This window comes from Bacillus sp. EKM501B (assembly GCF_011800505.1).
Taxonomy (GTDB): domain Bacteria; phylum Bacillota; class Bacilli; order Bacillales; family Bacillaceae_G; genus Bacillus_A; species Bacillus_A cereus.
Window position 1 is genome coordinate 94038 of the sequence record NZ_JAALFZ010000001.1, and the last position, 17209, is coordinate 111246.

Genomic DNA, 17209 nt, shown 5'->3' on the forward strand with positions numbered 1-17209 from the left:
ATATGTTAGTCATAAGCGCGAACGAACAAAGAAACTTAGTAAATATGAATGAAGTTATTGAATACGCGGCGCTTGCTTTAAAAGAATTTTCCGCAGAAAGAACGATTACACCAATAAGGGGCTCATTACCATTTGCGAACGAGCGAAATACGGCATTAATTATGCCTTCAGTAGCGGAAGGGCTTGAGGCACTTGGCTTAAAAGTAGTAACAGTAGTCCCCGAGAACAAAAAGGTAGGAAAGAAAACGATAAACGGGATTGTGATGCTATCAGACTTTCAAACGGGAGAACCGCTCGCACTTTTAGAAGGATCCTACTTAACGATGATTCGAACAGGCGCCTTATCAGGAGTAGCGACAAAATATTTAGCTCGTCATAACGCAAAAACTTTATGCATTATCGGCACGGGTGAACAAGCGAAAGGAATTGCTGAAGCAATATTTGCGGTTAGAGATATCGAAAAAGTCATCTTATACAATCGCACAGAAGAAAAGGCGTATGCATTTGCGGAATATATACAAGAGAGATTCAACAAACCTGCATATGTTCACACAAATGCAAATGAAGCAATAAGCGAAGCAGACATCATCGTCACAACTACGAACGCATCCACACCAGTCTTCTCAGAAAAACTACAAAAAGGCGTCCACATAAACGCCGTCGGCTCATTCAAACCGAACATGCAAGAACTACCATCCCATGCCATCGCGGGAGCAAACAAAGTAGTAGTCGAATCAAAAGAAGCAGCACTAGACGAAACAGGAGACCTTCAAGTTCCGATAAAAGAAGGTCTATTCAAAGCAAACGCCATTCACGCTGAACTTGGTCAAATTATAAGTGGAGAAAAAGCTGGACGCGAAAATAATGAAGAGATTACTATTTTCAAATCAGTTGGTTTGGCAGTAGTAGATATTATTGTTGCAAAGTATTTGTATGAGAAAGCGGTGGAGTGCGGGATTGGGAATAGGATTGAGTTTTGAGGGACTGCCTTTTGGTGGTCTTTTTTGTCAGGATGGGTGTGCTAGTATTTATAATTGAATCCTCTTAATATTATGTTGCAATGTATGAATTCTGTGCGGACATCAAATCATTCATTCAATTGGTATATGAAAAAAGTTGCCCCTCTAATTATTAGAGGGGCAACTTTTTACCATTCTCGCCATTCTTCTGTTATATCTTCTTCGGATTCTAGACCAGCTATTCTTGCTGCTGTATCGATAAATTCATAGAGATCTTCTCTTTCCATTGTTTCGATAAAATAGTCATGTTCGTCATTTAATTCATTTATGTTAAGAACAACCTCTTTAACAACATGCATTATTTCAACTTCAGTTGGATTTTTTCCCAATTGCTCTAAATTATTTATGTAAGTATCAAGAACTTTATTTGTTGCACTTATATTTTCTTCAGTGAAAAATTCCCCACCTTCATCATTCTCAATCCATTGGGTTGTTGGTTTGTTTTTTTTTCAGTTCATCAAATGTCATGATAACCTCCTAAATGTGTTTTTTGTCTTTAATCCCATTCTACATTTCCGAGTATATATAACAATCATTTTAGAGGGATTTTCTGTAAGCTGCTAGTTTTTTTACTCATTTTACGAGGTTACTTATTCGTGGTCTTCTTATTTTACGTAAAAGAAATTGATTATTCTTAATCATTCGACAAGATGCAACAATTTAAGATCGTGTTTTTTGCTATGATAAGTAAGAAATTTACATATCGTGTTATTGGGGGATAAAAAAAGATGTTGAAAAAATTTACTACATGTATTTTAGGTGGCGCTTTAGTATTCAATTTATCTGGTTGTGGCAATACATCCGACAAAACTTCTTCAGAATCTAAAGAAACCAATTCTAAACAAGAAGAAAAGAAAGTGCAAACAACTGATGAGACGAAAACGAAAGAAAATACAAAGCAGAAAAATACAGAACAAACAAAAGAGAAATCAAAAATAAAAGAAAAAGAGTATGCTGTAAACAAGGATTTCCATACACCTAAATTTGATGTAACTGTAAAAAGAGTTGTAGAAAGAGATAAGGTTGGTAAAGAGAGTATAGGATTCCAAAAACCTGAAGATGGACATGTCTTTATTGTTGTAGAAGCAGAAGGGAAAAATATCACAAACGAACCGATGAAATTAGCCGTTTTACCATCAGTGGATTTAGTGGATGAAAATGATAATGCTTACCAAAGTGATGTGTTGGCAGCTAGTAGTTATGCGGTTGAAAAAGGCGAGACATCTACTATTACTAAGGGATTAAAACCAGGGGAGGTAATGAGAGAAAGTAAAGTTTACGTGATTAATAAAGAAAAATTTGATACAGGAAAGTGGTATGTAGTTGTTAACCATGAGTATAAGGAACAAATTAAATAGTGTTTATTTATGAAGAGGAGATGGCTCCTCTTTTTTTTTAACAAGTTAACACAGAATTTCGTTATAATGTAGAAATTTAATGTTTTCGAAAAAAAGAATTGACTTCTATATTAGTTGTAACTAAAATAGTTACATAAAGATGTAATTAATTTAGTTACAACTAATATCTGCTAAAAATATGATTTATATATTTAATTAAGGATGGTGGTCCATACGTTGCCACCCGGTGTAGAAAGTTACTAACACATTCAAATCAATGCATATTCCAAGCTTTAGTATTTTCTGTTACGGGGCAATAAGGTGCAATGTTATCTTTTGTTAAAAACCTTGGTGGATCTTTCTTTGGAAATATTAGTTTTTGGGAAATATAGTAAGGTAGCTAAAAAAGAACAAGGTATAAAAAGATGTACTTATATAAACCAAAAATTTAGTTGAGCTGGATAATAAAAAAAAGGTAGGAGATTTAAATGGAGACGAAACAAGATAACCTTATTTACGTATGGGATGCATATTGTGGATGGTGCTATGGTTTTTCAGAAAGTATTAAAGGATTTTACAAAAACCACACTGAAGTACCATTAACGGTTTTATGTGGAGGGTTATTTTTAGATAATTTACCAATGAAAAACTTCTCATATATAGAAGAAGGAAATAAAAGAATTAATCAACTTACAGGTGCTGAATTTGGTCCTTCATATCAAAAATTGGTGGAGGAAGGGACTTTTAAAATGAATTCGAAAGATGCTGCAATTGGCTTTTCAGCTTTACGCTCATTAGCGCCAGACCGTTTATTAGAATTCACTTCGGCTATGCAAAAAGCGTTTTATTATGAGGGCCAAAGTCTGAGTGATCCTGAAACATATCGCAAGATTGCAATCGAGCATGGTTTGGACCCTGAACAAGTATTAGAACGTTTAAACGCTCAAGAAACAATAATAGATGTCCAAAATGATTTCAATAAAGTTCGACAGCTTGGTGTTAATAGCTATCCTTCATTACTTTTACAAAAGGATAATCAAATTATTCCTATTGGTGGTGGCGTAATGAAACCGGATAAAATTGAAGCGCGTTTTAAAAATTTATATTAAGAAAATTTAGGATACAGTAGCAAACATGTTATCTTAGACCACCTGACGTTGATCTCCGGAATATTCGCCAGTACTATTACACTTTCAGATAAATGGGAGTGGGAGATTTTATCGGAACAAGCTAAAAATATGATAATTAGTTAATAACTTTAACAAAAGGAGAATAACATACTATGTTTAAAACAATCGATACAAATCAAAAAGATGTGAAATTAACGGTGTTTAGTTCGGACGAAAAAAGCTTTATGGTCACAGCAACATTAGTTGAGAAAGCAGGACATGCATTTTTAATAAACTCAAAATTTACTCAATCTGATTCGAAAGAAATTGTTGAGTATCTGAAAAAAAACAACTTATCTCTAGATAAAATCTTTATTATTCATGGGGATCCAGACTACTACTTTGGATTAGAGAGCATTAAAGCCGTTTACCCAGAAGCTATAGCGTATGCAACAGAGTCTACTGTTGAACATATCGTTCATTCTGTCTTAGGGAAATTAAAAGTTTGGAAAGACGTCCTTGGAGAAAATGCACCAAGTAACGTGGTATTACCTCAAGTATTTAAAGAAAAAGCGATTGATTTTCAGGGGTTAACATTTGAACTAGTAGGCTTAGATCATTACAGAACTAGCCTATTTAATAAAGAACTAAAAGTATTAATTGGTGGTATCGATGTATTTAACGAAATACATGTATTCTTAGCGGATACTAGCTCAAAAGCGGATATGGAGGCATGGATTGAGAACTTGAAAGTATTACAAGCATTACATGCTGACATAATTGTGCCTAGCCATGGATCAATCGAAAAATCCCTAAATAATCAAGCACTTACTGCGACAATGGATTATCTAAGAACGGCGGTTCAAGCTTCTGAGGAAAGTGGAACTTCAAAAGATTTTGTGGCAAAACTTGAAGCAGCATATCCAGGCTATGCAAATAAAGGTGTATTAGAATTAAGTGCAAAAGTTGTAACAAAAGAAATGCCTTGGGGTTAATGATATGAATAAATATCAAAAACTATTACATGAAACGTATGTGTTAACTGGCGAAGGGAAATTGGATGCGTTCAAAACGTATTTAAGTGAAAATGTATCTTGGACAGAAGCTGCTGGGTTTCCATATGCAGGTACTTATATAGGTCCAGATGAAGTAGTGAAAAACGTACATGAACGTCTTGGCACAGAATGGGATGACTATAGCGCTAAAGATGAAATTTATGCTTTTAATAACAATACTGTTATCGTTTATGGAAAATATAGTGGAACATATAAAGCTACAGGGAAGTCATTTGTAGCAGATTTTTGTCACCTTTATAAGTTTGATGAGAACGATAAGGTTAAGAAGTTTATTCAAATTGTGGACAGTGCAACTGTTAATGAGGTATTAAGTTAGAATTAATCGTTTCTAATATGCCTTGTATAGGGGGAGGTTAGGATAAATGAAATTCCTAACATTACCCCTGACATTACATTTTGGGGAAGGTTTCTCCTTCTTCAAGCTTTTTATAGAAGAAAACTTATTTAAGTAGAAGAGGTAGGTATATATGAAATTAGAGAAAAGTTTAATCATAACAATTATTTCTGTATTTATTTTAGGAGTAGTTTCGACTTTGGTATATCAAGCTTCCAACGGTAATAACAAAGGTAACTCAATTAAGAGCGAGAATGTCGCTTCTGTATCAAAAGAAGTAAAAGAAAATGAAAAGAATAAAAAGATGGTAGTTGATTTCTATAATGAAGTTTTTAACAAACATAATATCGATATTATCCCTAAATATGTTAGCGAAGATTATAAGCAACATAATCCTTTTGTTGCTGATGGACGAAAAGCCTTCATGGATTTCTTTAAGGAGGATTTTGTTAAAAATCCTAATTCCTCTGCAGAGATTAAACGCGTAGTAGCTGAAGGGGATACAGTTGCTCTTCATGTACATTCTCGTACTAATTCTCAAGATAAGGGAGTTGCTATAGTGGATATATTTCGTATCAAGGATGGAAAGATTGTCGAACACTGGGATGTAATTCAAGAGATTCCAAGTGAAGCAGCTAATGATAATACGATGTTTTAGATAGAAGATATATTTAATAATTGTTTAATTGATAGTGCTGTATAGAGTTTAGAAATTTAGATAATTAGTCATCAAATTTGGAAATCATTTAAAAATAGCATATTAAATGATGGCGCAAATTAATACGAAATAGCTCTTTAATAAAAAATCCTACTCATTAAAAAATGAGTAGGATTTTTTATTAAAGAATAGTGCTAATTTTGTGGTTCGGCACCATCTAAATTTGGAAACCATGAAAGTATAGGTACTCTATATCCACGTAAAGTAAAATCGTAATTTTTTCCTTCTTTTATGTTTGCTTGCAGATCCACTGAATGAAACTTCATCATAAGAAGGCTATCCTCATTAGAAATAACTTTTTCGGTTCCATTTTTTTGCTCAACCTAGTACAATCTTACCAATTTAAAAAAGACCACCATTACTGGCAGTCCTTTTTTGGTAGTTTTAGAAATTAAATTATAACATATTAATATACAAATTATAAATATACTTTTACAAAAGATACTATAAGTTTTTTATAATTCTTGATTTCTCAATTTCCATTGCATACTGAATTTTCCTGTAAGTATTAATAACTACCATTAAAATTATCAATCCACTAGATTATTAGAAAAAACTGGTTATCTACATAATTGTTTGGTAAAATATAGATATAATTTAAGAGGGTAAAGTTAATATAGATCAACTAAGTAATGCTAAGAAAATGTTTTATTGCATAAAAAAAGGCTCCATTGCTGGAGCAATCAAAATAAACAAACGAATTAAAACAAGAAACAGACAATTTAACTATATAGATAAAACATAAATAAATCTATATATATGTAAAAATGCATATAAAAATTCTATTTATTGATGCTATAATAGGTTTACTCGATGATTGTTATATTTTTTTATGGTTTTTAAGCAATAAATACCTTCTTAACACCAAGTGTAAAAGGAAAAGAAGACATCTTAAGCGATGTCTTCTTTTCTTATATAATAACTACACAATAAAATTAAGATGGTTCAAGTCGGAAGAAGGCACCTTTGGGTGTCTTTTCTTTTTCGAATTTGCCTAATAGGGGCAGCACCACATTGCTATCAAGTTAAAAATTTTTTCACCCAAAACAAAAAATGAGCTGAATTCACATAAATAACTATGGAAGAAAACGTTACTTATCGTAGGGTTCAAGGTGGTGATAGTAAAGAGTTAATTTTAGTTAATGATGATGGTACACTCTCTTTAAATAGTAAATGGAGGGCAGATCATAATTTAAATGTATCTACTGGAAAAGATCACTCTACATATTTCAAAAATAAACGAGCAGACTCATATATTGTGGAATTTGATGTACCACAGTATTTAGATGATTTAATTAGAGAAAATGCGATTTCTCAGAAGGATTATAAAACTAATCCACTTAATGAAGGTAGAACAGCTCCTAAGATTGTTGACAAGGGTACTTTTGATAAATATGGATTTGAAGGTATTGCATACGAATTACCTGACCCCACTAGTCGGTGGTTGGTAGAATATGGATGAAATGCTAAACTTATTAAGTAAGAGAGGAGAACGAGTTAAATGATTAAGCCTTTATACGCCGAAAATATTATAGTAGGTGTAAAATATAAAAATAAGCTCAATTGGTATATAACTGAATCGGATTTATGGTATTTAGATTATAATCAAGCTGGATATTCTCCTAGTGAATATCCAGAGGAAAGAAAAGGCATTAGTATTTTAAATGAGACTACAATAGCTAACTTTTTAGAAAGAATAGAAAAATATAAAAGATTTACAGAAGATATTAGGTTAGAATTTTTAAGAGAACTAAGAACTAATAGAGAAGAAGCCTATTATGATTATAATCCATGTTTCCTAATAGATTTTGAGCGTTTAATTTTTTATTCTAATTATCCGGAATCAATATCTTTTGAAGAATATATTCCGAATAACTGGAGAGGTTATTTACAGCGATTTGATGAACAAGTACCCTATGAATATAGATATTGGGAAGATGAGAATAAAAACTATTTAGTTAGAGAGGATTAGGTCATGGAAGAAAATAAAGTAGTTATGATAAAAGAAACATTTAAAAATGAAGAAACTGGTGAACTAACGCCAGGAGTTACTATAATACTTGATGGGAATTTAAGGGAAGTGTTGGAGATAATTATGGAAAAAGAAGGCTATTCGGATTATCCAGAAGCTTTAAAAGAAGTAATCTTTGAAGGGATTCATCATTTTGTGAAAAGAAATAAATAATAAGCTGACATATACTTTTAAGGTAAAGGGCAATTCTGAAAGGGATATGCCCTTTTTATTTTTTAAATTTGAAATGTAGCTCAGATATTATCTTTTTCTTCCTTATTGATACCAATATATTTTAAGTGTAATTTATGAGGTGCTATGATTGAGTATTTCTTACAACATAGCGAAATCTTTTGTTTGTTTATAGAACCAATAGCCGAAGGTTTTGCACATGGTGTGAGTCCCAATAGATTCGATCCCAGCAAAATCTCCGGCTTTTTGAAATTTTTGATAAGTCTAGATCTTATTAATGGGTTGATCTTCTTTTCAAGAAGGGAATAATATTCCACAGAAGGTGTAAAATGGGGGGTTAATTTAGATGGTGATGGTGAAAACGGGTGCGAAAAAAACTTGGTCAACAGTAGCAGGGTGGTTTAATTAACATGAAAAAAAGTATAGATTTTAATAAGAAAGCTTTTGAATATTATATGGCTCTTTACGCTGTAAGTGATATAAGATCGACTATAATTACTCTTGTGATTGGGATAGCAGATATATTTGTGCTTTTACCTGCTTTTGCGAATCCTGTTCAACCGATATATATGTACATAATAGTTCCACCAGTTGCTTTTTTAAATGTATGGGCAATATGGATTGTTATAAATCCTAGGAAGCGGCAATTACAATACACTCTATTTCGTGGGGTATTTGGCATCGTATGTTCAGTAGGATTATTAGTTATAACCCAAAAGTTTGCATATGGAATGTTAGGATTACAAACTCCTATCTATTTTATTTTTTCGGTTGGTTTGTATATTTTTGCTTTGTATTATTATTATAAAAATCATATTAAAAAACTTCAGGAATCAATCAAAAAATCAAAATCATCGAAAAAAAACTCTAGTTTCGGAGTAGTGGCTTTTGTAGGATTGGGTCAACTCATTGCTAATATCAGTCTTGGTTTTGCAACACAAAAGATGGTAGCAATTGTATTAATGTGTGTATACTCCATGCTTTCGTTTATGTTGTTTCATTTCATTATGGAACTCCATAGGTACTATTATTTAAGGAAGCATATAGAAGATGGGGGTAGAACACATGAAACCTTTTAAAGAGGTTTATTGAATTTTAAGTATTGTGATTTATGGAAGGAAACAAAAACTTATGGTTAAAGAACCTGTGATGTATGACTATATTGGCTGTTTTTATCCAGAAGGAGGAAAGCTGATATGCAAGCATTTAAAGTTGGGAAATTAGTCACATTCGTTGCAATTATAATACTTCTTGTAGTTGCTATTTTATCTCCTTACAACTTATTTAAAAAGATTTATTTTATTATTGGTGTTCTTATTATTGGCGCAATTTCACTTGGTACAAATAAATTCTTTGAACTGATACACAGTAAATTTAATAAGAAATGATATTACTTATGTAATAAAGAAATTCCCCTCTAAATCCTTAATGATTTAGAGGGGAATTTCTACAATATGATTTTACTGGATTACGTGGAACTAAATTAGTCCATCACCATATTGGTGGTGGTCAAGCTGTTGGTGTTCCGCTGCCACTACATCCTGGTTTTGGAGGGATTCATAACGCAGAAAAATCGATTGGAGCATGGGGGAAAAGATGCAGGGATTGAACCACCCCCATATTCTAATGCAGCACATCATCTAACACCTTGGAATGATAGTAGGGCAGAAAAGGCACAAAAATTATTAAAGGAATTTGGGATAGACCATGATTCGGCGGCTAATGGAGTATTTTTACCTTATAAAGTTAATAAATACGTGACTACTGAAGTCTTACACATAGGGAAGCATAGTTCAGAGTATATACTTGAAGTAGAGAGAGTATTAAGTCTTGTTAAGAAACGGGGCGGTACTCAAGAAGATGCTGTTGACGCCTTACATGATATAAGAGAACGTTTATTGAATGGTGAATTAAAATTAAATAAACCGAAGAAAGAGTAATCTTATAATAGAAAAATAACAAAGGAGAGTAAAAATGAAAATTTGGGAATTAAAGAGTTCATTTGATGACTATGAATCCTTTCAACTATTGAACTTAGAAGAAGATTCTAAAAAGTATTTTGAAGGAAAAATTGACTCGGCAGTAAAAGCATCTGATTCATGGGGAGAAATACGTATTAAATGTGTAGAAGAAGGAAATCAAAGTGATTTGCCTCATTTTTGGGGAGAAGTTGGTACACCAATGGTTAGTGGGAAAGCTAAAAAATTTTTAGAGTCTATACTTGGTGATAATGTAGAATTTCTTCCCCTAATTCATGATGTGACGGGAGAAGTGTATTATATAATTAACGTTTTAAATGCAATAGATGCTATTGACTATGAGAAAGCTATACTAAAGAAACTACGTTCTGGCTTAGTAATAGATTTCAAAAAATACGCATTCTTACCTAATATGGTTAAGAACCAAACAATATTTAAAGTTTACTTAAATGAAATATTACATATTCCTTCCGTTTTTGTATCAGATGAATTTAGAAATACATTGTTAGAAAGTGATTTAAAAGGTTTTGAATTTATCGAGGTATGGGATTCAGAAGCAAACATGTAAAAGAAAGTCCTAAAATAATTGATAGGAGTTAGTGACATGGATGTAAAGGATTTAAAAATTCTAAGAATGTTAAACAATTATGAGGGAAATGAAAAAGAAATTTTTGAACTGATTCAAGCTGAAGCAATGGTGAAATTTATATGTGGAAAAATCTGATTTTAGAAATTGAAAAAATAGAGAAAAGTTTTAATGATAAACTGAATACACCAGCAACAGATAGTGAAGTTAAGAAATTAAGAGAACGCATGAAAAAGAGTTTTAATGTTGACCTCCCGAGTGAATATGAGGAGTTTCTTAAAACTGTAAATGGATTAGATTTTAACGGGTTAGTACTTTATGGAGTTGACTCTTATTTGTTGGATACAGAAAGGGACGAATCAATTTGCGGGCTTATAGAAACCAATGAGATTTGGTATGAAAATGAATTTCAAAAAGAGTATCTTTTCCTTGGAGATTCAAATATAGCATGGTTCTGTAAAAACTTATCTGATGGTACTTATTTAGAACTTGATAAACCATCTGGTACAGTGATGAATACATATAATGATTGCAACACAATGCTTGAGGAAGCATTGAAAACAGCCCTTCTTTAATAGGAGGTAGTAAAAATTATGTTTAATTTTTTGAAAGAATATGTTGTAGCAGACAGAAGTGTCCGTTCTAAACAGAAACCTATTTTCTATCCTATATATCAAGATGAGATAGATGAGGCAGAAAGTTTATTACAAATGGAACTCCCAAAAGAACTAAAACGCTTTTATCAAGAAATAGGTTATGGTTTTTTAAAGTCTGATAAAAGAACGTTTTTCAACAGATTTATGGACCCGATTTCAGTTGTAGATTTCCGTTTAAGGCAAGATATTTATGAATATAATCCAAACCTAGATGATGTAGATGATGATTCATTAGTGTTTTTTGAAGTAACAGAACTTAACTTTTTAACAATTAAATTTAAAGAGGAAAATGAATTAGGTCAATGTCCTATTTACTCTGAAGATGAGAAAATAGCGGATTCTTTAGAAGAATTTTTAATTAAAATGGATGAAAATCCTGACTATTATATTTAATGGATATCAATTCTATTTTGTAGAGTGTGCATTATTGGTTCGTCCTTTTGAGAAGTGTTTTCTAGCTTATGTGATTGCAAAGACAAATAATAATTAATTATGAGTAACAAAAGTAAGACTTATGTGAATTACGCATAAGTCTTTTTAATATTATCTCAAAGTTAAGAAGATTGAGAGGGAAAATTCTCATGAATCTAGGGGAGCTAGTTTAAAAGAAATTAAAAGACAATTAAATATACCTAGATTTCAACACCCGATTAGTCAAAAAATGGTACCATTAACAGATAGTAATGGTAAAAGGATATTAAATGATAATAAACAGCCTATTATAACTCGAGAATTAACATATGAAGTAAAAGGTCAAAAAATTATAATTCAAGATCATTCAGAGGGTCATAAGTTTGGAGAAGGTGGAATTGGAGATCAGTCACCGCATCATAATGTAAGACCTGAATACAATACACGAACAGGACAGGTAGATGGTATGGAGGATCATTATTATTTTGAGAAGAGAAATAAAAATAGGAAGTATAAAAATGATTGATCAATTTAAATTTTTAAATCCACAAGCGTTAATTAGTATTTTTGGGAAAATACCAAAGTTTGAAGAATCAGAGTTATTAGATGTGCATCTTAAAAGAGATGGTCCTACTTTAGTTATTCAATTGATGACAAAGGAAAATGTGGAAAATAAGCCAAAAAGATGGGATAAGTGGGATGTAATTTATGTAGAGATATCTTTCTTTGCTATTCATAATTTAACAATAAAAGGTTTAGGGACAGAAAATATAATTGATTATTTTGAAATAAATACGATAGAAGAAGGTTTATTAAGAATTAAGTGTAAGAATCAAATGTTAGTTGAGTGCTCGTTTGAATGGGCGAAGGTAGAAGGAGTAATCCCAGGCTTAATAGGATTACCGTAATTTTGATGGGAAGTAGATAGTTAATTTTTATAATATTCATATTTTAATGTTTTGGGGTTAAATAAGGAATGTATAAAGGACATTTGAAACGTTGATAGTGTTGCAAACATATGAAGCGGAAATTACTAAAATTAAGATACCTAATTATATACCTGTATTAGGTGATTATGATATAAGTTCCAAAGGTGAGATTGTAATAGGTGGGTATGGTTATAGATTCCGCAGGAGTTTCATTTAAGTTTGAGAAGGAAGCGAGATAATAGAATGCGAAAATTTTCAAAAATAGTTATATGTGTTGGTGCGTTAATAATGATTATACTAGGCATGATTGTACATGATACATGGAAGGATAGGATTTATTTTTCTTTAGCTGTACTTTTTGTTACCGTACTTTCTTTACTATGGAATATAGTTGCTCATAATATTATGGATAAATTTAGGGGGAGAGAATGAATAGTTATGAAACTTTTACTGATTGGAACAGTAGCGGGGTAGTTTAATTAACATGAAAAAAAGTCTAGATTTTAATAAGAAAGCTTTTGCACATTATATGGCTCTTTATCCTGTAAATGAAATAAGAGTCCACGTAATTGGTCTTGTCCTTTTGGGGGCAGATGTGTTTGTTCTTTTGCCTGCTTTTGCGAATCCTTTTCGATTACTCTATGTATATATAGTAACTCCTCCAGTTATTTTTTTAAATTTGTGGGCGATATGGATTGCTATCAATCCTCGGAAACGACAGTTACAATACACTCTATTTCGAGGAATATATGGCGCCATATGTTCAGTCGGATTATTGGTTATAACTCAAAAATATGCTTATGAAGTGTTACAATTACAAACTCCTATCTATTTTATTTTTTCAGTTGGTTTGTATAGTGTTGCTTTGTATTATTTTTATAAAAATCATATTGAAAAACTTCAGGAACCAAGAAAAAAATCAAAATCATCGAAAGGAACTGGTGGTGTAAAAGTAGCAGCTATTGCAGCGGGATCGGGGCAGTTAATTGCTAATATAATTCTTAGCATTGCAACACAACAGATGGGGGCAATTGTATTTATGTCTGCATGCACAGTGATTTCGTTTGTTTTGTTTTATATGATTATAGAACTCCATAAGTACTATTATTTACGGAAGCATATAGAAGATGGAGGGAAAATACGTATAGGCTTTTAAAGAGAATTTGTTGCATTTCAAGTATATAATCGCATTCTTCTTATGGAAGCCATTCACGAGGCTTATAGCAATAAAAGATGTATAGGTGGAAGGTTATATTCTGGTAAAACATCTGAAGGAATGGAAATTAGGTTTGTTCTTATTAATGGTAAGATTATAACTGTTTATCCAATGTATTAAAGAATGTGAGGTACTCAAAAATGAAAGTAACTACTCAGCTCATAGTTAAAAATGCAAGACAATATAGAGGTAATTGCTAAGAAGCACTCCTCCTAAGTTTCAGATGAAATTAAATGATTGAATATTTATATTTAAATAACCGTCTATTTATGCTTTAATATTTCTATGTACATAACTGGAATGATTAGGAAATTGTATTTAATATGTTTTAAGAAAGGGGAATGTTTTTTATATGGAAACTCCAGAAAATCAATTTAAGCGTGCACTTAATCCTTGGTTCTCCATTTGGACAAAACCACGTGATACAATGAAAGAAATTTTTATATCCAAACCTAAGAATGTGTTTTTACTCATTTTATTAGGCTCATTCGTACAGAGTTTAGATCGAGCATCTTCTAAAAATATGGCGGATTCAATAAATAGTCCAGTTTCAATAATCTCAATGGTTATATTCGGTACCTTCGTTGCTTTTTTAATTTATTATTTTTTGCTACCAGCGTTATTTAATTGGGTGGCAAAAAAACTTGGTGGACAAGGTACCTTTGAAAAAACACGTTACTCAGTTGCCTATTCTTATATCCCTTACGTTTATTCTCTTATATTAGTTTGGGTGCCTTCATTTTTCTTGTTTGGGATAGAAAACTTTACGAGTGAGACACCGGAAATGGATAGTAGCATAACTTTAACGATTTTGTTTCTTATTTTTGCCATAATTGATATAGTTATTGGAATTTGGACAATCATTATTTCCTTAAAATGTTTAGGAGAAGCACACCAATTTTCAGCATGGAAAGCATTATTAACAATAATAATATCCTTTATGATTATCATTCTTCCTTTAGTAATAATAGTATTTCTTATAGTAGGGGTTACAATCTTTTAATAATTTATTTGCTTCTTATTTATCCAAACGTTTTCTACTTGCTGTTAGTAATTGTTACAGGGTGAACAACCACATGATTCGGATGTTCCACTTGGCGAAGCGTATGACCTTTATGATCAAATTGATCGCCCGTTACGGCCTGTTTTTCTTATTATTAGTGTTAACAGGAATTTGTGAAGGCAAACTTGAAAATCAAAATATTAAACCATTAAAATCTTAGGGTAGCTGAGTAGATTGTCTTTGTTTGTCCCTTATTTTCCAATTGGAGGCTAATTATTACCAATTGGTTCTGTAGCTCTTATAGAAGAAATTAATCAACCTCTTATGATTTATGGAAGAAAGCAACAACAAGCTGATAATAAATTATGCGATTATGTTTCTTGTCCATATCCTCATGGTAATTTATCAAAAGAATATAATGTGTTTTTTAATCATAATCAAATAATTCATTTATTATTTAAGGGTTTCGAAACAGAGGATGAATTAGAATTAAGAAGTAAATTATCTGAGTTTTAGTGAAAATGGAGAAAATATAATATGGTTTTAGGAATTTCATATTCTGATATTTTTCATATCATAATTATTGTTTTGGTTTTTTTCATTTTTTGGAGATTGAATACTTGGTATAATAAAAAATATAATGTTCCTAAGGTTTTTCAATGGTTTCCTAGAAGATGGGGAAAAAGAAAAGTTTCAGAGCATTTGTCTCAACTAGATAAAAAGTTAGAAGCTGAAGGTAAAGGTATCTGGGTTACAATCTATGCTATAGATTTGTACATTGTAACTATTCCTTGTACAGTAAAAAAATATAAATCTTAATACATATATGTGTATAAAAAAGACCTTTTATTTTAAAATAAAAGGTCTTTTTTATGATGATTGAAATAGTAATTTTAAGTGAATTAAATTTGAAATGTATCAAGAATATTATCTTTTTCTTCTTTATTAATTCCGATATATTCCAGAGTGATGTGTGGTGTGCTATGGTTAAGAATTTCTTGTAACATAGCAACATCTTTTGTTTGTTTATAGAACCAATAGCCGAAGGTTTTTCGCATGGTGTGAGTACCAATGGATTCTACATTGGCAAAATCTCCGGCTTTTTGCAATTGTCGATAATACGTGTTTTTTCGTCATACAAAAACCCCTACATATAAGTAGAGGTTTTTAAATTATATCTTAATGAATTATGCTTTTTTAGATAAAGCAAATCGAGTTCAGGTAAACGAAGAACATAGAATACATAATTTTAACTAGACTTATTATTAACTAGTGTATCTCCACCACCAAGCTCTGCCTCAATCTGCGAAGTCTTCGATGACTCATCCATACGCCAATACGTAATAAAGCTGATCGCGATACATCCAGCTACGTAGAAGTAGAATAGTGATTCCATTCCGATACTTTTTAGCCATAATGCGATGAACTCAGCTGTTCCGCCAAATATCGCAACTGTTAGTGCATATGGTAAACCTACGCCTAGTGCGCGAATTTCGGTCGGGAAGAGTTCTGCTTTTACAATTGCGTTAATAGAAGTGTAACCAGTAACGATGATGAGACCGACCATCATGAGTAAGAATGCTACGATTGGTTCTGTCGTTTTTTCCATGAAGAAGAAGATCGGTGCTGTTAGTAATGTTCCAAGAATACCGAATGCCATTAATAATGGGCGGCGTCCGATTTTATCGGATAGTAGTCCTGCAATTGGTTGAAGTACGACGAAAATAAGTAGTGCGACAAAGTTAATCCAGCTTACAACTTCTTTCGGAAGACCGACTGTGTTTACCATGAACTTTTGTAAATATGTTGTGTACGTATAGAATGCGACAGTGCCTCCTAATGTTAGGCCGACTACTGTTAATACTGCTTTCGGGTGTTTCATAAGAGCGCGAACGGTTCCTGCGCTTTCGCGTTTTTGTGATTTTATGTTTGCGAACTGCTCCGATTCATCCATCGTGCGGCGAAGCCATAATACAGCTACTGCGCCCATCGCTCCAATAATGAACGGAATGCGCCAGCCCCAAGCTTTCATATCGGGTTCGCTTAGCAATTGCTGAAGAACAATTTGAACGCCTAACGCAACCATTTGCCCAGCAACGAGCGTTACATATTGGAAACTTGAATAAAAGCCGCGGCGACCACTACTAGCCATTTCAGATAAATATGTGGCAGAAGTTCCGTACTCTCCGCCAAGTGATAATCCTTGTAGTAAACGGGCAAGAACTAAAATAATTGGTGCCATAATACCGATACTTTCGTAACTAGGTGTACAGGCGATAATTAAAGAACCACCGGCCATAACCGTAATCGAAAGTGTTAATGCTGCCCGGCGTCCGTGCCGATCTGCATAGCGTCCCATTAATAAACTTCCGATAGGGCGCATTAAAAATCCAACTGCGAAAATAGCTGCTGTGTTGAGTAACTGACTCGTTGGATCTCCTTTAGGAAAGAACTCTGCTGAGAAGTAAACAGCGAAAGCAGAGTAAACGTACCAATCGTACCATTCAATTAAATTGCCGACAGAACCTTTGAAAATATTGCCGGCGACTCGATTAGATTTTGCTTGAGCCATAATAATTCCTCCTCTTGCTTATAAATAAAATGATAATTATGAAAGCGTGTTCATTATAGTT

General features: G+C 32.4%; 22 protein-coding genes and 5 pseudogenes. 23 read left to right on the forward strand and 4 right to left on the reverse strand.

The window, feature by feature from the left end; all coding sequences use genetic code 11:
* The first annotated feature begins 2 nt into the window (after positions 1–2).
* Complete coding sequence (locus HFD78_RS00465; protein WP_098582197.1) at positions 3–980, forward strand: ornithine cyclodeaminase family protein; 978 nt, start codon at positions 3–5, stop codon at positions 978–980.
* Between the two features lie 167 nt (positions 981–1147).
* Here HFD78_RS00465 and HFD78_RS29355 read toward each other — a convergent pair.
* Positions 1148–1487: pseudogene (locus tag HFD78_RS29355) on the reverse strand (hypothetical protein).
* Positions 1488–1747: 260 nt separating this feature from the next.
* Here HFD78_RS29355 and HFD78_RS00475 point away from each other — a divergent pair.
* From HFD78_RS00475 to HFD78_RS00510, 8 genes are all read left to right on the forward strand, one after another.
* Positions 1748–2377 carry a hypothetical protein gene (locus tag HFD78_RS00475; protein ID WP_025966929.1) on the forward strand — a complete coding sequence of 210 codons (630 nt, stop codon included), beginning with the start codon at positions 1748–1750 and terminating at the stop codon, positions 2375–2377.
* A 467-nt stretch (positions 2378–2844) separates the two neighbouring features.
* Positions 2845–3465: a DsbA family protein gene (locus HFD78_RS00480; RefSeq protein WP_097863030.1), complete on the forward strand. Its 621-nt coding sequence runs from the start codon at positions 2845–2847 to the stop codon at positions 3463–3465.
* 173 nt (positions 3466–3638) lie between these two features.
* A complete protein-coding gene (locus HFD78_RS00485) occupies positions 3639–4460 on the forward strand; it encodes an MBL fold metallo-hydrolase (RefSeq protein WP_000477277.1) in 822 nt (273 codons plus the stop codon).
* Positions 4461–4464: 4 nt separating this feature from the next.
* A complete protein-coding gene (locus HFD78_RS00490; protein ID WP_001046361.1) occupies positions 4465–4857 on the forward strand; it encodes a nuclear transport factor 2 family protein in 393 nt (130 codons plus the stop codon).
* Positions 4858–5008: 151 nt separating this feature from the next.
* Positions 5009–5533: a nuclear transport factor 2 family protein gene (locus HFD78_RS00495; protein ID WP_000764207.1), complete on the forward strand. Its 525-nt coding sequence runs from the start codon at positions 5009–5011 to the stop codon at positions 5531–5533.
* Between the two features lie 1138 nt (positions 5534–6671).
* Positions 6672–7055, forward strand: coding sequence for a hypothetical protein (locus HFD78_RS00500; protein WP_000392287.1), 384 nt, complete (start codon positions 6672–6674; stop codon positions 7053–7055).
* 39 nt (positions 7056–7094) lie between these two features.
* On the forward strand, positions 7095–7565 hold the full coding sequence (locus HFD78_RS00505) for a hypothetical protein (RefSeq protein WP_000595046.1): 471 nt from the start codon (positions 7095–7097) through the stop codon (positions 7563–7565).
* 3 nt (positions 7566–7568) lie between these two features.
* Positions 7569–7778, forward strand: a complete 210-nt coding sequence (locus HFD78_RS00510) for a hypothetical protein (protein ID WP_000392187.1) — start codon at positions 7569–7571, stop codon at positions 7776–7778.
* An 80-nt stretch (positions 7779–7858) separates the two neighbouring features.
* Here HFD78_RS00510 and HFD78_RS00515 read toward each other — a convergent pair.
* Positions 7859–8090, reverse strand: a pseudogene (locus HFD78_RS00515) (site-specific integrase); the annotation flags it as partial.
* Positions 8091–8206: 116 nt separating this feature from the next.
* Here HFD78_RS00515 and HFD78_RS00520 point away from each other — a divergent pair.
* The 14 genes and pseudogenes from HFD78_RS00520 to HFD78_RS00590 all read left to right on the forward strand — a co-directional run bounded on the left by HFD78_RS00520 (position 8207) and on the right by HFD78_RS00590 (position 15395).
* A complete protein-coding gene (locus HFD78_RS00520) occupies positions 8207–8875 on the forward strand; it encodes a hypothetical protein (protein ID WP_000748172.1) in 669 nt (222 codons plus the stop codon).
* Positions 8876–8888: 13 nt separating this feature from the next.
* Positions 8889–8981 (forward strand): annotated as a pseudogene (locus HFD78_RS00525) (DUF4176 domain-containing protein); the annotation flags it as partial.
* Positions 8982–8992: 11 nt separating this feature from the next.
* Entirely contained in the window at positions 8993–9184 is a 192-nt protein-coding gene (locus HFD78_RS00530) for a hypothetical protein (RefSeq protein ID WP_001147554.1), read from the forward strand.
* A 107-nt stretch (positions 9185–9291) separates the two neighbouring features.
* Positions 9292–9405 (forward strand): annotated as a pseudogene (locus HFD78_RS29360) (hypothetical protein); the annotation flags it as partial.
* Positions 9374–9736: an AHH domain-containing protein gene (locus HFD78_RS00540; RefSeq protein ID WP_000399811.1), complete on the forward strand. Its 363-nt coding sequence runs from the start codon at positions 9374–9376 to the stop codon at positions 9734–9736. The pseudogene HFD78_RS29360 and the gene HFD78_RS00540, both read left to right, overlap by 32 nt.
* Positions 9737–9770: 34 nt before the next feature.
* Positions 9771–10343 (forward strand): imm11 family protein, encoded by a 573-nt coding sequence (locus HFD78_RS00545; RefSeq protein WP_000707082.1) that lies wholly within the window; start codon positions 9771–9773, stop codon positions 10341–10343.
* Positions 10344–10483: 140 nt separating this feature from the next.
* On the forward strand, positions 10484–10936 hold the full coding sequence (locus tag HFD78_RS00550; protein ID WP_000265786.1) for a YrhA family protein: 453 nt from the start codon (positions 10484–10486) through the stop codon (positions 10934–10936).
* An 18-nt stretch (positions 10937–10954) separates the two neighbouring features.
* On the forward strand, positions 10955–11410 hold the full coding sequence (locus tag HFD78_RS00555; protein ID WP_000481686.1) for an SMI1/KNR4 family protein: 456 nt from the start codon (positions 10955–10957) through the stop codon (positions 11408–11410).
* A 268-nt stretch (positions 11411–11678) separates the two neighbouring features.
* Positions 11679–11954 carry an HNH/endonuclease VII fold putative polymorphic toxin gene (locus tag HFD78_RS00560; protein ID WP_000249010.1) on the forward strand — a complete coding sequence of 92 codons (276 nt, stop codon included), beginning with the start codon at positions 11679–11681 and terminating at the stop codon, positions 11952–11954.
* Positions 11947–12336, forward strand: coding sequence for an immunity 50 family protein (locus HFD78_RS00565; RefSeq protein ID WP_000566915.1), 390 nt, complete (start codon positions 11947–11949; stop codon positions 12334–12336). The genes HFD78_RS00560 and HFD78_RS00565 overlap by 8 nt, the downstream gene beginning before the upstream one ends.
* A gap of 505 nt (positions 12337–12841) precedes the next feature.
* Positions 12842–13513: a hypothetical protein gene (locus HFD78_RS00570; protein WP_000749010.1), complete on the forward strand. Its 672-nt coding sequence runs from the start codon at positions 12842–12844 to the stop codon at positions 13511–13513.
* A gap of 412 nt (positions 13514–13925) precedes the next feature.
* The gene (locus tag HFD78_RS00580) at positions 13926–14576 is read left to right on the forward strand and encodes a Yip1 family protein (protein ID WP_000449711.1); all 651 of its coding nucleotides are present in this window, start codon (positions 13926–13928) and stop codon (positions 14574–14576) included.
* A 324-nt stretch (positions 14577–14900) separates the two neighbouring features.
* On the forward strand, positions 14901–15092 hold the full coding sequence (locus HFD78_RS00585) for a DUF4176 domain-containing protein (protein WP_000639126.1): 192 nt from the start codon (positions 14901–14903) through the stop codon (positions 15090–15092).
* A gap of 21 nt (positions 15093–15113) precedes the next feature.
* The gene (locus tag HFD78_RS00590; RefSeq protein ID WP_000242737.1) at positions 15114–15395 is read left to right on the forward strand and encodes a hypothetical protein; all 282 of its coding nucleotides are present in this window, start codon (positions 15114–15116) and stop codon (positions 15393–15395) included.
* Between the two features lie 83 nt (positions 15396–15478).
* On the opposite strand, the pseudogene HFD78_RS00595 reads toward HFD78_RS00590, so the two are convergent.
* Positions 15479–15694 (reverse strand): annotated as a pseudogene (locus tag HFD78_RS00595) (tyrosine-type recombinase/integrase); the annotation flags it as partial.
* Positions 15695–15825: 131 nt separating this feature from the next.
* A complete protein-coding gene (locus tag HFD78_RS00600; protein ID WP_000035824.1) occupies positions 15826–17148 on the reverse strand; it encodes an MFS transporter in 1323 nt (440 codons plus the stop codon).
* Positions 17149–17209: the final 61 nt, after the last annotated feature.

What these genes read in the sequence shown, in the direction of transcription:
- HFD78_RS00585 (WP_000639126.1), top strand. Translation starts at nt 14,901, where the DNA reads ATGATTTATGGAAGAAAGCAACAACAAGCTGATAATAAATTATGCGAT.
- HFD78_RS00530 (WP_001147554.1), top strand. Translation starts at nt 8,993, where the DNA reads ATGCAAGCATTTAAAGTTGGGAAATTAGTCACATTCGTTGCAATTATA.
- HFD78_RS00520 (WP_000748172.1), top strand. Translation starts at nt 8,207, where the DNA reads ATGAAAAAAAGTATAGATTTTAATAAGAAAGCTTTTGAATATTATATG.
- HFD78_RS00465 (WP_098582197.1), top strand. Translation starts at nt 3, where the DNA reads ATGTTAGTCATAAGCGCGAACGAACAAAGAAACTTAGTAAATATGAAT.
- HFD78_RS00475 (WP_025966929.1), top strand. Translation starts at nt 1,748, where the DNA reads ATGTTGAAAAAATTTACTACATGTATTTTAGGTGGCGCTTTAGTATTC.
- HFD78_RS00490 (WP_001046361.1), top strand. Translation starts at nt 4,465, where the DNA reads ATGAATAAATATCAAAAACTATTACATGAAACGTATGTGTTAACTGGC.
- HFD78_RS00560 (WP_000249010.1), top strand. Translation starts at nt 11,679, where the DNA reads ATGGTACCATTAACAGATAGTAATGGTAAAAGGATATTAAATGATAAT.
- HFD78_RS00580 (WP_000449711.1), top strand. Translation starts at nt 13,926, where the DNA reads ATGGAAACTCCAGAAAATCAATTTAAGCGTGCACTTAATCCTTGGTTC.
- HFD78_RS00600 (WP_000035824.1), bottom strand. Translation starts at nt 17,148, where the DNA reads ATGGCTCAAGCAAAATCTAATCGAGTCGCCGGCAATATTTTCAAAGGT.
- HFD78_RS00485 (WP_000477277.1), top strand. Translation starts at nt 3,639, where the DNA reads ATGTTTAAAACAATCGATACAAATCAAAAAGATGTGAAATTAACGGTG.
- HFD78_RS00550 (WP_000265786.1), top strand. Translation starts at nt 10,484, where the DNA reads ATGTGGAAAAATCTGATTTTAGAAATTGAAAAAATAGAGAAAAGTTTT.
- HFD78_RS00495 (WP_000764207.1), top strand. Translation starts at nt 5,009, where the DNA reads ATGAAATTAGAGAAAAGTTTAATCATAACAATTATTTCTGTATTTATT.
- HFD78_RS00545 (WP_000707082.1), top strand. Translation starts at nt 9,771, where the DNA reads ATGAAAATTTGGGAATTAAAGAGTTCATTTGATGACTATGAATCCTTT.
- HFD78_RS00480 (WP_097863030.1), top strand. Translation starts at nt 2,845, where the DNA reads ATGGAGACGAAACAAGATAACCTTATTTACGTATGGGATGCATATTGT.
- HFD78_RS00555 (WP_000481686.1), top strand. Translation starts at nt 10,955, where the DNA reads ATGTTTAATTTTTTGAAAGAATATGTTGTAGCAGACAGAAGTGTCCGT.
- HFD78_RS00510 (WP_000392187.1), top strand. Translation starts at nt 7,569, where the DNA reads ATGGAAGAAAATAAAGTAGTTATGATAAAAGAAACATTTAAAAATGAA.
- HFD78_RS00590 (WP_000242737.1), top strand. Translation starts at nt 15,114, where the DNA reads ATGGTTTTAGGAATTTCATATTCTGATATTTTTCATATCATAATTATT.
- HFD78_RS00565 (WP_000566915.1), top strand. Translation starts at nt 11,947, where the DNA reads ATGATTGATCAATTTAAATTTTTAAATCCACAAGCGTTAATTAGTATT.
- HFD78_RS00500 (WP_000392287.1), top strand. Translation starts at nt 6,672, where the DNA reads ATGGAAGAAAACGTTACTTATCGTAGGGTTCAAGGTGGTGATAGTAAA.
- HFD78_RS00570 (WP_000749010.1), top strand. Translation starts at nt 12,842, where the DNA reads ATGAAAAAAAGTCTAGATTTTAATAAGAAAGCTTTTGCACATTATATG.
- HFD78_RS00505 (WP_000595046.1), top strand. Translation starts at nt 7,095, where the DNA reads ATGATTAAGCCTTTATACGCCGAAAATATTATAGTAGGTGTAAAATAT.